This window comes from Mycobacterium persicum, assembly GCF_002086675.1.
Lineage (GTDB): Bacteria > Actinomycetota > Actinomycetes > Mycobacteriales > Mycobacteriaceae > Mycobacterium > Mycobacterium persicum.
Genome location: NZ_MVIF01000127.1, coordinates 1 through 14210 on the forward strand (window position 1 = coordinate 1; position 14210 = coordinate 14210).

General features: G+C 66.3%; 10 protein-coding genes. 3 read left to right on the plus strand and 7 right to left on the minus strand.

The window, feature by feature from the left end; genetic code table 11:
• Window positions 1-119 precede the first annotated feature (119 nt).
• Window positions 120-1067: a DUF5996 family protein gene (locus tag BST40_RS25170; RefSeq protein ID WP_075549271.1), complete on the minus strand. Its 948-nt coding sequence runs from the start codon at window positions 1065-1067 to the stop codon at window positions 120-122.
• 369 nt (window positions 1068-1436) lie between these two features.
• On the opposite strand from BST40_RS25170, the gene BST40_RS25175 reads away from it, so the two are divergent.
• Window positions 1437-3278 carry a glycoside hydrolase family 15 protein gene (locus BST40_RS25175; RefSeq protein ID WP_075549194.1) on the plus strand — a complete coding sequence of 614 codons (1842 nt, stop codon included), beginning with the start codon at window positions 1437-1439 and terminating at the stop codon, window positions 3276-3278.
• A 687-nt stretch (window positions 3279-3965) separates the two neighbouring features.
• Here BST40_RS25175 and BST40_RS25180 read toward each other — a convergent pair.
• The 6 genes from BST40_RS25180 to BST40_RS25205 form a co-directional block, all read right to left on the minus strand.
• Window positions 3966-5957 (minus strand): VWA domain-containing protein, encoded by a 1992-nt coding sequence (locus BST40_RS25180; protein ID WP_075549193.1) that lies wholly within the window; start codon window positions 5955-5957, stop codon window positions 3966-3968.
• On the minus strand, window positions 5950-7335 hold the full coding sequence (locus BST40_RS25185; protein WP_075549192.1) for a sigma 54-interacting transcriptional regulator: 1386 nt from the start codon (window positions 7333-7335) through the stop codon (window positions 5950-5952). Before BST40_RS25185 ends, BST40_RS25180 begins: the two co-directional genes overlap by 8 nt.
• 86 nt (window positions 7336-7421) lie before the next feature.
• Window positions 7422-9005 carry a bifunctional phosphoribosylaminoimidazolecarboxamide formyltransferase/IMP cyclohydrolase gene (purH, locus tag BST40_RS25190; protein WP_075549191.1) on the minus strand — a complete coding sequence of 528 codons (1584 nt, stop codon included), beginning with the start codon at window positions 9003-9005 and terminating at the stop codon, window positions 7422-7424.
• Window positions 9006-9012: 7 nt separating this feature from the next.
• Complete coding sequence (gene purN / locus BST40_RS25195) at window positions 9013-9642, minus strand: phosphoribosylglycinamide formyltransferase (protein ID WP_075549190.1); 630 nt, start codon at window positions 9640-9642, stop codon at window positions 9013-9015.
• 175 nt (window positions 9643-9817) lie between these two features.
• Window positions 9818-11161: a cell division protein PerM gene (locus BST40_RS25200; protein WP_219858666.1), complete on the minus strand. Its 1344-nt coding sequence runs from the start codon at window positions 11159-11161 to the stop codon at window positions 9818-9820.
• A gap of 38 nt (window positions 11162-11199) precedes the next feature.
• The gene (locus BST40_RS25205; protein WP_075549189.1) at window positions 11200-12114 is read right to left on the minus strand and encodes a DUF5336 domain-containing protein; all 915 of its coding nucleotides are present in this window, start codon (window positions 12112-12114) and stop codon (window positions 11200-11202) included.
• A gap of 211 nt (window positions 12115-12325) precedes the next feature.
• Between BST40_RS25205 and BST40_RS25210 the strand changes: the two genes are divergently transcribed.
• Together BST40_RS25210 and BST40_RS25215 are read left to right on the plus strand one after the other, a co-directional pair.
• On the plus strand, window positions 12326-13174 hold the full coding sequence (locus tag BST40_RS25210) for an LLM class F420-dependent oxidoreductase (RefSeq protein ID WP_075549188.1): 849 nt from the start codon (window positions 12326-12328) through the stop codon (window positions 13172-13174).
• Between the two features lie 177 nt (window positions 13175-13351).
• On the plus strand, window positions 13352-14210 hold an 859-nt coding region (locus BST40_RS25215), incomplete at its 3' end, for a PE family protein (RefSeq protein ID WP_142276806.1).

Sequence of the window (14210 nt, forward strand, 5' to 3'; positions counted from 1 at the left end):
ACCCATACCTGTACGGATCCCCCGGCGGCAGGCCGAACCCGCGACGCCTATTGATCCGCGTTGCGAAACACGTCGAGAACGCATCCCGTCGTCAAATCGCCGATGTTCAACGACATTCCTCAGGAGCGTGTATCACGCTTCTTCCAACGATCCGGATCTTCTTCCAGCAGGGCGCGATCCCACTCAGCTCTGGTGGCCACTGCTTCGTAGGTGTCCTGCAAGAATCCCAGAAGCACCTGATCCGGGTCGGCAGCCTGTCGCACGACCTCGTAGGGCAGTAGATACTCGCCGTGGTCTTTGCTGTAGTAGGCCTGCTCGGGAGTGACAGCGTGACCGGCGAAGCCGTCGGGTTCGGGGTAAGCGTAGGCATAGAAGGCGCCCTCGTCACCACCGCCTGGCCAGAACCCGCAGCTGCTCAGTTCCCGCGAATATCCTTCCGCCATAACCCAATCGCCCAAGTTGGGGGCGCCGCCAGGATGGCGGGGTGCGCCACGGCCGGAAAATCTGGTACATGCGATATCCATTGCACCCCAGAAGAAATGTACCGGACTCACCTTTCCGGCGAACCGGGACCGGAACCGGCTCAACACACGATGGGCCTGAATCAGTTGGCGCCAGAACAGGTTCGCTGCGTCCGGGTCGTACGAGGCGTGCTCGACGTCCTCGGCGAACCCAGGAGCCGGGTCGACCTCATTCGGGTGTGACTGGATGCGGGTGGGGAAGCCCAATTCGGCTAGCGTCTGCATGGTTTCGGCGTAAAAATCGGCGACCGATTTCGGTTCTAGCTGGACGGTACGGGTAGCGCCGGTGCTGCTGCGGATCACCAACTGATGGTCGATGAAGTCGAATTCGATATCGAAGACCTCGTTCCCATAAGGGATTGCGGACGTCGTCAGCCCGCGGGGGGTGACGTACAACGTCACTTGCCACCAATGGTTGACCATCGGGGCATGAGCGAGCCGGATCTTGCCGACGATCTGAGTCCACATATGCAGCGTTTCCCTGGTCGGCGTCCACTCGTGAACGCGCAAGCTGGGCCACGCATTGGTGCTTCGGTGCGCAGTCATATCGATCTCCTCGGTCACAGTGCTTGAGGTGAATCGGCTCGGCAATCAGCGGGCACCCGCCATGCTGATTGCTTCAAACTTGCCTCAAACGGGATACCCTCCTCTTCGGTATGCATGCGCGATATGCACGGCAAAGTTGTGGCTGGCAGCTGCCAGGTCAGGGTGCGGCCCGTTTGCGATGACGAACAACGGTTCTCGGCCGGCCGATGCGCTGAAACCCGCGGTGGCGGAAGGGCCGCGAATCACGGCCCCCACGACGACACAACGGAGCTGTACCCGCAATCCGGAAGCCGCGCCGCGAGAATGGCGACGACACGCCCAACAGTGTGGTAGGCAAGCGGGAACTACGCGGCACCTAGGAGGCACCCGGTGAGCACCACACCAATCGCCGACTACGCCCTGCTATCTGACCGGCATACTGCAGCGCTGGTCAGTCGCGGCGGTTCAGTCGACTGGCTCTGCTTGCCGCGGTTCGACTCGCCATCGGTGTTCGCCAGACTGCTCGACGCGGACGCCGGGTTTTTCTCGGTGCACCCCGCCGATCCCGGCGCGGAGGTCAAACGCCGTTACGTCGACCAGACCATGGTGCTCGAGACGACGTTCACCACCGGCACCGGCACGCTGGTGCTACGCGATGCGCTCGCCACCGGGTACGTAGATGACCCGCACCAGTTGGGCGCGACCGCACCTCGGCTGCTGGTGCGGTCGCTAACGTGCACCGCGGGCGAGGTGGAGGTGACCGTCGAATTCTCGGCACGCCCGGAGTACGGGGTGGTCACACCGTTGGTGGTCACTGCCGACGGCTGCATCTTGGTACGCGGCGGCGCCGACGTCCTGCTCCTGTGTTGCCCAATTCCGCTGGGGGTTACCGATTCCGACGCCAGCGGCCGATTCCGGATGCGAGAGGGCGAGCAGCTGTCCCTCGGGTTGCAACATCGCACCACCTCGGAGGCGTGTCCTGAATCCATGTCACCGGCCGAGCTCGAGGCAGCCCTCACGGCGACAATCGACGCGTGGCGGTTGTGGTCGAAGGTCCATCAGAGCTATGACGGACCGTGGCGCGATCTGGTGCATCACAGCGGCCGAGTTCTGCAGGCATTGACCTACCAACCCACGTGGGCCGTGGTCGCCGCCCCGACCACGTCCCTGCCGGAAGAGATTGGGGGAGAACGTAACTGGGACTACCGGTATTCGTGGGTTCGGGACGCCAGCCTAACGCTGGAAGCCCTCTGGGTAGCCGCTTGTCCGGACGAGGCGGAGCAGTTTTTCGACTATCTCGCCGTCAGCTCCGCCGGACAACTACGCGCCAACGAACCTCTTCAGATCATGTTCGGCATAGGTGGCGAACATGATCTGTCCGAACGTGAGCTTGGTCATCTCCACGGTTGGCGCGACAGCCGCCCGGTTCGGGTCGGCAACGGCGCGTGGGGGCAAAGCCAGATCGACGTGTACGGCGAACTGCTGGGTGCGGCACACCGCCTGGCCAAACAGCTGCACCCGGACCGTCCCTGCGCCGCCGCGGGACGTGAGTTCCTCATCGGCTCCGCCGATGCCGCCGCACGTCTTTGGCAGCAACGTGATTCGGGTATCTGGGAAGTCCGTGGCGAGCCGCAACACTTCCTCTACTCCAAGCTGATGTGCTGGGTCGCGCTCGACCGCGCCATCGCCATGGTCGATGCACTCGGCGCCGGGGACAGGGTCGAGAGCTGGCGTAAAGCTGCCGATGACATCCGGCATCAGATCCTTACCCGCGGGTGGAGCGACGCGGCCAACGCGTTTACCCAGGCGTTCGAAAGCGACGACCTGGACGCCTCAGCGCTGATGATTCCGCTGGTCGGCTTCTTGCCCGCCGACGACCCTCGAGTGCTGGCCACCATCGACGCCATCGCCGGTCAGCTCGTCGACTCGCGCGGCTTGGTCTATCGGTATCGCACCAGCGTCGACGCCAATGCCGACGGCCTGACCGGACAAGAGGGCACGTTTCTGCTGTGCACATTCTGGTTGGCGCAAGCCCTGGCAGCCTCCGGCCAGCTCGACCGGGCGCGCGAAGTGTTCGAGCGCGCTATCGATTACCGCAACGACGTGGGACTTCTCTCCGAAGAGGTCGACCCCGTCAGCGGCGAGCTGTTGGGCAACTTCCCGCAGGCGTTCAGTCACATCGGGCTGGTCAATGCGGCCTGGGCCATTGCCCAAGCCGAAGCTCGCGGTTGACCAAAGCAGCTTATCCGGGATGCGTTGCCTTGAGTTAGCGACTCGGTCCCAGTCGTATTGGCCCGCAATCACATCGGCCCCAGGAGTTCCAGGGTTCGGTCGGTACCCGATTTGCCCGTCTCACTCGGAATTCATGGTGACCACGAATGTTGCTGGTCCACGATGTCTACTTGCGCACCCTTGGATGCCTCACGCTGTTTTCGGCACACCATAACTGCGTTTTCCGCGCTTGTGATGGTGGGCTTTCGGGGGATGTCTCACGTACTCACCGAATCGGCTGTCATGCCGTCGCATCGAGTGTGCAGTGACGGCTTTGACTGTGTATGGAGGGCGGTAACCGCCGCGATCGGCCGCCCTGACGGCACGCTCGGCGCCACCAGCACACACTCGGCGCCGCCAGCGCGCACTCGGCGGCGCCGGCCACCGACCCAACCGCACCAGCATGCGATTTCCATCTCCCCATACCGGGGCGCAGCCCCACGACCGCTCGTAGCGACAAGCCAAGTCGCGCAGGGTTTGTCGCTATTAGGTGGGCACGACCAACATCCTCACCCACAGAGACCAATGTGGCTGATGTGGCAGTGGCCGCTTGACCCGGCCAACCAGGAGCACAACCCGGGCAACGCCCAAAAGCCAATTATACCAAAGAAATCCGTCGGCACATCGTTGCCCGCGGGTTGCCACCACCTACCTGCGTCGCCGCGACCGGAGGTAGTCGCCCACCACCGCCGCCCCCAGCCCGTCGAGATCGGGTTCCACCACCCGGCCCTCCACCCGTCGTGCGACCTGATCGATGAACCGGGCCAGACCCGGGTCACTGCCCAGCCGGAAGATCGTGATCTGCGCACCCAACCGGGCCATGTCGTCGAAACCCCGCACCGTGTGGGCAATGGTCCGCGGATGCGGCGGATAATCAAAGAAGACAGCAGAACCCGTCCCCTCCCCGCTGAAATCCTCCAAATGGGCGGTGGGCTCACCGTCGGTCACCACCAATACGACCGGCTGTGCGTTGGGGTGCTTGCTCAGGTGACGCCCGGCCAGCGCCAGTGCGTGATGAAGGTTGGTGCCCTGCTCATAGACACCTTCCAAACCCGTCAGCTCGGCCGCCGTTACGGTTCGGGCGTAGCGGCCAAACGCGATGATCTGCAGGGCATCTGAGCGGAACCGCGTGCACACCAGGTGGTTGAGCGCCAATGCCGTTCGCTTCATCGGCAGCCAGCGATTTTCCATCACCATCGAAAACGAGGTGTCGACCAGCAGCGCAACCGCTGCCTGGGTACGGGTTTCGGTCTCGGACACCTCCACGTCGTCGACGGTGATCCGAATGCCCGAACGGGGCATCGACGTCGTCCCGGCCTGGCGCAGTACGGCATTGGTCAGCGTCCGGGAGATGTTCCACGGCTCGGTGTCGCCGAACTGCCAGGGCCGGGTCGCACCGGTCAATTCTCCGGCGGCCCCCGCGCGCCGGTGGTCCCGTTCGCCACGACGTCCGGAAAGCTGTTGCACCACATCACGTAACGCCGTCTCGCCCAGCCTGCGCATCGCCTTGGGCGACAGCCGCCACTGGCCGTCGGAACCACGATCCAGGAAACCCTGATTGACCAGAGCGCGTTCCAATTCGGCGAGCGTCCTGGCGTCGACGGCGGCCTGGTCGCCGAGCTGGCGGGCCAGCGCGTCCAGGTCGACGTCGTCCATCGTTGCGCCCGGGTAACTCTGCGACAATTGCTCGGCCAGCTGCTCCAGCTCAGCGATATCGGCCAGCGCCTGGGTGCCCTCGCCCATACCGAACGGGTTGTCACCGGAGAACTGCTCGGATCCGGTCCAGTCCTCGCCGGGCCGCGCGGCTTGCAGATGACTATCGAGCCGGCTCAGCGCCTGCATCAGCGACGGCGACCCAAATGCCTGCTGCGCCAATGCATCGAGCTCGTCCCGTTGCTCCTGGCTCAGGCTGTTGCGGAACCGCTGCGCCGCGGCCGCCCGCTTGGCCAGCGAGTCCAGCAACTCCTCGACGTTGCGCGGGTTCTCCGGAAAGAACTCGCCGTGCTTGTCCATGAAGTCTTGGAAGTCCTGCGGAGTGTCCTCGCCGCGGGCGTGCTTGTCCAACAAACCGTTGAGATCGTCGAGCATCTCGTTGACCCGGCGACGGTCCTCGTCGGTCGCGCCTTCCAGCGCTTGCTTCATCCCGGCGAAGCGTTGGTCGAGCAGCTCGCGTCCGAGCAAATCCTTGATCTGGTCGTATTTTTCGCGGGCCTCACCGCTACGCCAGCGGTACTGGGATAGCTCCTGAACGGCTTTGGCCGGTGACGGCGGTAACGCATCCAGCTGCAGCTCCGAGAATCGCGCGTCGTCGTCCAGCGCGCGGGCCAATGCCTTGCGTTCGGCCAGCACCGCTTCGTCGAGCAGTCTCTTGATCTCTTGCAAGGTGCCGTCTAAGTTGTTGCGGCGCAACAGCTCCCGTCGGCGCCGGTTTGCCTCGGCGGCCAGCCGGTCGGCGCCCGGCATGGTCTTGGTGCCGCGGCGCAGCAGCTCGGACAGTGCCCGGCGCGGCGAGGTGCCGGCCATCACGTCTTGGCCGATCTGTTCGAGCGCCTCGCGCAAGTCGACCGGCGGCGCCAGCGGGTCGGGTCCGCCGGTGTATGCCGAGTACCGTGAAGAGTGCGCCCCAAAAGGCTTAGCCATAGACGGTTTGGCCTTCCCCGGACACCTTGTCGATGCGCTTGGCAAGGTACAGCGCCTCCAACGCGAGTTCCAGCGCCGCGGCGCGCTCGCCCTCGGATTCCGCGCCCAGCTTTCTGGCGATCCGGTCGACGACGGGCAGCCCCGGAACCGCGGCCAGCACGTCCTTGGCCGACACCCGCTCGCCTGTCGTCACGGCCGAACCCCGCTCGACGGCGGTCACCAATTGGCCGACGTCTATGCCGCCGAGCACTCGGGACGCGGTGTCGGCGGTCGAGCGGCGCAACAAATGCTCGAGTACGGCCTGTTCGCGGCCCTCCTCACCGGACTCGAACTCCAGCTTGCCGCGCAGCACGTCGATGATCGTGCCCAGATCGACCACCCGGGCCACCGGATCGGTTTCGCCCAGCACCGCGCCCCGGTGCCGCGCCGCGGCCGCGACCGTTTCCGCCGCCGCGATTGCGAACCTGGCCGACACACCGGACCGCTGGTCGATCGAGTGCGACTCCCGCAGGTACCGGGCGAACCGCGCGATCACCTGCATCAGATAGTCGGGCACCTGTGCGCTCAGGTGCGCCTCCTGCACGATCACACCCACTTCCGCTTCCAGCTCCAGCGGGTAGTGGGTACGGATTTCGGCGCCGAACCGGTCCTTGAGGGGCGTGATGATCCGACCGCGGTTGGTGTAGTCCTCGGGATTGGCGCTGGCGACGACCAGGACGTCCAACGGCAGCCGCAGCGTGTAGCCGCGGACCTGGATGTCGCGCTCCTCCATGACGTTGAGCATCGACACCTGAATGCGCTCGGCCAGATCGGGTAATTCGTTGACCGCGACGATGCCACGATGTGCCCGCGGGATCAGCCCGTAGGCGATGGTCTCGGGATCGCCAAGACTGCGGCCCTCGGCGACTTTGATCGGGTCGATGTCACCGACCAGGTCGGCCACGCTGGTGTCCGGGGTGGCCAGCTTCTCCGTATAGCGCTCGCTGCGATGCTTCCACGCCACCGGCAGGTCGTCACGCAACTGCGCGACCCGCCGGATCGATTCCGGCGTGATCGGCCGATACGGGTGCTCCCCCAGTTCGGCTCCGGCGATTACCGGCGTCCACTCGTCGAGCAGTCCGGTCAACGCGCGCAGCAGCCGGGTCTTGCCCTGACCGCGTTCGCCGAGCAGGACGAAGTCATGACCCGCGATCAGAGCCCGCTCCACTTGCGGCAACACCGTGTCCTCGAAACCCAGAATGCCCGGCCAGACCTCGTCACCCTCGGCCAATGCGGTCAGTAGATTTTCCCGGATTTCTTGCTTGACCCCCCGCTCGCGATGACCGGAGGCACGTAGCTCGCCGACGGTGCGCGGCAGGTTGCTCGGTGAAGTCACCACTCCACGCTACGACGCCATCTTTCTTCTGGCGACGAGAGTGTATGTCAACGCTGACTTTCCCGGTACTTTCCTGCCCTCAGTGGGCCTTAATGAGCAAAGTGGCGTGCTCCGGTGAGATATAAGGTGACCCCGGCTTCGGCTGCCGCGGCGGTTACCTCGTCGTCGCGCACCGACCCGCCGGGATGCACGATCGCCTTGACCCCCGCAGCGGTTAGCGTCTGCAGTCCGTCGGGGAACGGGAAGAAGGCATCCGATGCCGCAACGGCGCCGCGTACTCGCTCGCCGCCGCGTGCATTACCTCGTTCGACGGCCAGCCGCGCGGCATCGACCCGATTGACCTGACCCATGCCGACCCCGACGGTGGCGCCGTCGGCGACGATGACGATCGCGTTCGACTTGACCGCGCGGCAGGCGCGCCAGGCGAACACCAGGTCGGTCAACGTCGCCGGGTCGGCCGGTGATCCGGTTGCCAGCGTCCAGTTGGCCGGGTTGTCACCGGGTGCGTCGAGCTGGTCGCGCTGCTGCATCAGCAGTCCTCCGCTGACCGGACGCAGTTCGGTGTCGCCGTTCTGGGGCTCGGATGCCAGCAGCACCCGGACGTTCTTCTTGCGCGCCAATAGGTCTAGGGCACCCGGCTCATACGCTGGCGCGACGATGACTTCGGTGAAGATGGTGCTGACGTACTCCGCCATTTCGACGCTGACCTCGGCGTTGGCCGCGATCACGCCGCCGTAGGCGCTCAGCGGGTCGCAGGCATGGGCCTTGCGATGTGCGTCGGCGACGGAAACCGACGAGATCGCGATGCCGCAAGGGTTGGCGTGCTTGATGATGGCCACACAGATCTGTTCGTGATCGAAAGCCGCCCGCCAGGCCGCATCCGCGTCGGTGAAGTTGTTGTAGGACATCTCTTTTCCGTGCAGCTGCTCGGCTTGTGCCAGTCCTGGCCAGGCGCCCGGGTCGGTGTAGAGGGCGGCATGCTGGTGTGGGTTCTCGCCGTAGCGCAAGATCGCCTGACGACGCCAGTTTCTGGCGAACCAATGCGGGAAAGTCGCTTCGGGTTGCTCGGGCGCCAGCGTCGACTGCATCCAGCTCGCCACGGCGATGTCGTATTCGGCGGTGTGCTGAAATGCCAGCGACGCCAGCTTTTTACGCTCGCCGAGGCTAAATCCGCCGCTGCGCACCGCGGCGAGCACCCCGTCGTAGCCGAGTGGGTCGGTGACCACGGCCACGCTGGGAAAATTCTTGGCCGCCGCCCGAACCATCGACGGCCCGCCGATGTCGATCTGTTCGACGCACTCGTCGATACCGGCGCCGGATTCGACGGTCTGGCTGAACGGATACAGGTTGACCACCAGCAGTTCGAACGCCGCGACCCCGAGTTTGTCCAGCGCGGCCCGGTGTTCGGGCTTGCGCAGGTCGGCCAGCAGCCCGGCGTGCACGCGTGGGTGCAGGGTCTTGACCCGGCCGTCGAGCACCTCCGGAAATCCGGTGAGCTCCTCGATTCGGGTTACCGGAATGCCTTTGCTGGCAATGGTCTTCGCCGTTGATCCGGTGGAGACGATTTCGACGCCGACCGCCGTCAGGCCCGCAGCCAGCTCTACCAGCCCGGTCTTGTCGTACACGCTGATCAGCGCGCGGCGGATCGGCTTCCGTACGCTCTCGCCGGTCATACTGTGCTCATCCCAGGGTCGCCTTTCGTCCGATGCAGGTCAGGCCGCCGGTGGCAATCGCGGCCACCACGTCGACGAGTAGTCGCCGTTCGATGACCTTGATGCGCTCGTGCAATGTCTCTTCGTCGTCACCGTCGAGCACCGGAACGGCCTGCTGCGCCAGTATCGGCCCGGTGTCCACGCCGGCATCCACCAGATGCACCGTACAGCCGGTGACCTTCACACCGTAGGCCAACGCGTCGGCCACGCCGTGGGCACCCGGGAACGCCGGTAGCAGGGCGGGATGGGTGTTGAGGATACGTCCGCTGAATCGTGAAAGAAATTGCGGCCCAAGGATTCTCATGAATCCAGCCGATACCACTAGATCGGGTGAATGGGCGGCGGTGGCATCGGTGATAGCCGCGTCCCAGGCGTCGCGGCCGGGGTAGTCGGCGACCCGGACCGTGAAGCTCGGCACCGATGCCCGCGCGGCGATCTCGGTGGCCCGGCACTCGCGATCCACCCCGACGGCGACAATCCGCGCCGGATAGTCGCCCACCGCGGCTTGGAGCAGCGCGTTCAGCAGCGATCCGGTGCCCGATGCCAGCACTACCACTCGCGTCGGTGCACTCGGGGGCACCCGGAGCGGTTCCTGCACATGGCGAGCCTAGTCTGGCCCCGTCTGGCGACGAGGCCGGGCGCGCCAGCGCATCGAACCTGCATCCACAGCTACTTCCACGCGCGTGTCGGCGCGCTGTACGCAGACTCGATGACGTCAGTACAGGCTCGCGCTCGGACACCGCGCCAGGCGCGGCAGGCGGCGCACAACAGGCCTAATCCTCGCGCTGAGAGCTGGAGTCCGACTCGGGCTGCCCTGCTAAGGACACGCCGTCGTCTCCACAAACGTCGACGTCCTCAGGCTGCGGCGACTCCTCGATGACATCGTGGGGTTGATCGCCCTCGTCGACCGCGACCGCAGACGTTTCTTCCTCAATCGGCGGGGCGGGCCGCGGTTCGGGCGAGCGCGGACGCCTGGTGATCCCGCCGGCCATCGCCACCGTCAGGCCGCCAACCACGGTGAACCAGAAGAAAACACCAATCAGCATGGCCCCCTCGTCCACGCCGACAGCGCCGAAGTTGCCCAGCTTGCCGCCGCCGGCGTAACCGAGCAGCACCATCACCAAGGCCCCGATAAGCGCTGCCACCAACACCTTGGCCATTGCCGGAAGCAACGGCAGCGGCCGGCGGGCGCACTGTTGCCCCAGCGCGACCCCAGATGCTGCTCCGATGATCAGCAAAGCGACCCACGCCGGCCCGAGCGGCGGTGTGGGCGCTGCGGCAAGGATCGGCACGGCCGGAATATCGCCGCCGAAGACGGTGAACGAACTGAACGTCGCAAAACCGATATGGGCACTGGACCCAACGGCGACCGCCGCGGCGCCGACGAAGACGTTGGGCGCATACAGCACCGAGAGCAGCGTGAGATTGAATTGGCCCCAGATCGAGTCGGTGATCCCGTAAAGCTCTTGCATCGTCGCCCAGTGAACAACCAGCGACCCCGCCGTCACCAGGCCGGACAGTCCCAGCAATGCCAAGACCCCGCCGGCAGCGGCGCGCACCGAATCGCCCAGCCAATTCGGCAGCCGCGAAGCCGCCAACGCCCGTCTGCCCACCCGCGACCACACCCCGACCGCCGCGCCGATGGCATGCACTACCAGCACGCCGGTGAACGCCCGCAGCGCGCTGGGCGTCTGTAGTTCGGTGATCACCGACGAGGCGTCGTGGATGACCGCAAGGGCGATCGCCGCGATCAGCAGCGGCCCGCCCAGCGCCGACGCGACAACCCATCGCACAACGAGCCAAGACGAGTAGGGCGAGGTGGCCAAGGCCGTCGTACGCGCGGTGCCCCATACCATCAGCAGAACCGGCAGTAGCGGCATGACGCCGAGTTCGCGACCGCCGATGGAGATCGGCACCTGATGAACGCCCAGCCACATGCTGGCGATCGCGCCCAACGCCCCGGTCATGTCGCTGTTGGCGATCAGTAACTGCAGCAGCGTCACCGCGGCAATGATGACCAGCGCCACCACGGCAGGAGCGAACGCAACCTTGACGAGGTCGCGTGCCTGGCGCGCACCCGCTGCTCGGTTGTCCTCGTTTGCCGACACCCTATTCACTCTTCGCGCACGTGCCTACCCAGCGCGAGAGCGCCCGACTAGACCGGCGCCGAACCGGATGACGACGACTGCTGGCCGTGCCCCTGTCCATAGGACTGCGGTCCCCCGGCGGGGTTTGAGTAGTTGACCGGAGCCGACCCGGCCTGGGATCCCGTTCCGGCACTGACCGGCGGCGGCGGGCCGAAGCTCGGAAAGCCGGTGGGCGGGGTGGACGGACCCTGGTGCATCGGCTGGGGCGCCGACTGGCCGGGCTGCTGGGCGCCGAAGCCGCCGGTCGACGGGTTGGAGCCGGCGCTGGACGAATAACCACCGTATTGCGACCCGTATCCGGACGGCTGCGCAGGGCTGGGCGCGGCCTGCTGCTGCGCACCCGGTTGACCGTAGTACCCGCCGGGCTGACCGCCGTACTGTCCGTATTGGCCGTACTGGCCATACTGGCCGTAAGCATCGAATTTGGGCCGCGGTGCCGGCGCCGAGATGACACCCGCATCCAACAGCAGCGCGCCGACCGCGGCAACCGCCTGAAACACGATGAACACCAAGACGACCCACAGCGCCCAGCCGGTCGAATAGGCGCTGGGCTTGTTGAACGTCGCCGCGATCATCAGCAACACGCCCAACACCGAGACCACGGCGACGATGGCCACGTAGCTCTTGGCCTTGGGCAGCAGACTCACCCCCGCAAGCAGTGCGGCCAGCAGAGCCAGGCCGACAGCCAACCCGGTATCGCCGGAAACCTCGCTGCCGGCCCCGCCGAGTTCTGAGCTCACCGTGAACATCGGACCGTAGCTGGCCAGATACGCCAGCAGCCCGAGCGCGACAACCGCCATGCTCAGGTACATCGGAAGCTTGCTGACACCGTCGTCAGTCTTGGCGAAAGATGGTGTGGCGCCTCCGTAGGAGCCGGCCGATTGCGCGGGCGGATATCCGGGACTACCTGGTGAGTAGGTCATGGCTCCTCCTGTTACCTCCGGTGCTGTCGCTACGCCTGCTGCAATGCGACGATTGCTCCCTGCGACACAATTCGATGACCCACGCTAGCGCACGGCCGGGTACTCGCGCCGTGGCGACCTTGCCCCCGCGATACCGGCCCGGTCACCGCTGCCGACGACCGGCAGATGAGCCGCTTGCCCGGCTGAGGTAGAACACGTTCTAATTCTGTTCATGGATTACGGGCTTGTCCTTTTCACCAGCGACCGTGGCATCTCCCCGGCCGCAGCCGCGAAACTGGCCGACGACCATGGCTTTCGCACTTTCTACGTGCCCGAACATACGCATATCCCGGTCAAACGGGAGGCCGCCCATCCCACCACGGGTGACGCGTCGCTGCCGGATGACCGCTATATGCGCACGCTGGACCCGTGGGTGAGCTTGGGCGCGGCTTCAGCGGTCACCTCCCGGGTCCGGCTGTCAACCGCGGTTGCGCTGCCGGTGGAGCACGACCCGATCACGCTGGCCAAAAGCATTGCTACGCTGGACCACCTATCCGGGGGGCGGGTCAGCGTCGGCGTCGGATTCGGCTGGAACACAGACGAACTCGCCGACCATGGCGTGCGGCCAGAGCGCCGACGCACCATGTTGCGCGAATACCTGGAGGCGATGCGGGCATTGTGGACCCAAGAAGAAGCCGCCTACTACGGCGAATTCGTCAAATTTGGACCCAGCTGGGCGTGGCCCAAGCCCGTGCAGCCACACATTCCGATCCTGGTGGGCGCCGCCGGCACCGAGAAGAACTTCAGGTGGATTGCGCGTAGCGCCGACGGCTGGATCACCACGCCGCGCGATGTTGACATTGACGAGCCGGTGAGGTTGCTACAGGACACCTGGGCAGCCGCCGGCCGCGACGGGGCTCCCCAGATCGTGGCCCTGGACTTCAAGCCGGTGCCTGAGAAGCTGGCGCGCTGGGCCGAATTGGGAGTGACCGAGGTGCTGTTCGGCCTGCCGGACCGCTCGGCAACCGAAGTCGCCGCGTATGTGGAGCGGCTGGCCGGCAAGCTGGCCGCCGCAGCGTAGCCTAGACGCCGGCCAGGCGCCGCCGAGCGCGCATGCGCGTCCAGAAATCTTGGGAAAGCAAGGGATATCTGCCGCCGGAGAGCTCTACCATAAGAAAACTTGCCCGGAAGCAGCGATCGGACCTGGTTCCGACAACGTTTTGGATCGACGCTCACGCCCTCGCGCGGGAGGTGGCACATGTCGTTTGTCCTCACCACGCCGGAATTCCTGGTGGACGCTGCTGCCGATCTGACAGGTATCGGATCGACGATCAGGGCGGCCAGCACCGCCGCCGCGGCCCCAACGGGCGGGGTGCTGGCGGCGGGCGCCGACGAGGTCTCGGCCGCCGTCGCCGCGGTGTTCGCGGCGCATGCCCAGGGATATCAGGTGCTGAGCGCTCAGGCGGCGGCATTTCACGACCAGTTTGTGGCGCTCGTGCGCGCAGGTGCAGGGCAGTATGCGATGGCCGAGGCCGCAAATGCCTCACCGTTGCAGCTTCTGGAGCAACAGCTTCTCGATGTCCTCAACGCGCCCACCACGCTGCTGCTGGGACGTCCGCTGATCGGTAATGGGGCCAATGGAGCACCCGGCGCGGACGGCCAGCCCGGCGGGTTACTGATCGGCAACGGCGGCGCGGGCGGCTCAGGCACCACCGCCCACCCCGCCGGCGGCAACGGCGGGTCGGCCGGCCTGTTCGGCAACGGCGGAGCCGGTGGAACCGGGAGGCCCGCGGCCCCGGGTGGCAACGGCGGAGCCGGCGGGCTGTTCGGCAACGGCGGAGCTGGCGGGAACGGCGGCGTCTTCGGTGGTGCCGGCGGCGCGGGCGGGGCTGCCGGGCTACTTTTCGGCACCGGCGGCGTCGGTGGCGCCGGCGCGGCGGCGACACTCGGCGGCAACGGCGGCGCGGGCGGCGCCGGCGGCGCCGGCGGATTGTTCGGCACCGGCGGCGAAGGCGGCCGCGGTGGTGCGACGATCGTCGCCGGCACCTCCGGCGGCGTGGGTGGCGCCGGTGGCGCCGGCGGAATCCTGCTCGGCTCGGGCGGGGGCGGCGGTGACG

Excerpts from the sequence above, each read along its gene's own strand:
- BST40_RS25170 (WP_075549271.1), bottom strand. The coding sequence starts at position 1,067 with ATGACTGCGCACCGAAGCACCAATGCGTGGCCCAGCTTGCGCGTTCAC.
- purH (WP_075549191.1), bottom strand. The coding sequence starts at position 9,005 with ATGACCGGCGAGAGCGTACGGAAGCCGATCCGCCGCGCGCTGATCAGC.
- BST40_RS25210 (WP_075549188.1), top strand. The coding sequence starts at position 12,326 with ATGGATTACGGGCTTGTCCTTTTCACCAGCGACCGTGGCATCTCCCCG.
- BST40_RS25205 (WP_075549189.1), bottom strand. The coding sequence starts at position 12,114 with ATGACCTACTCACCAGGTAGTCCCGGATATCCGCCCGCGCAATCGGCC.
- BST40_RS25180 (WP_075549193.1), bottom strand. The coding sequence starts at position 5,957 with ATGGCTAAGCCTTTTGGGGCGCACTCTTCACGGTACTCGGCATACACC.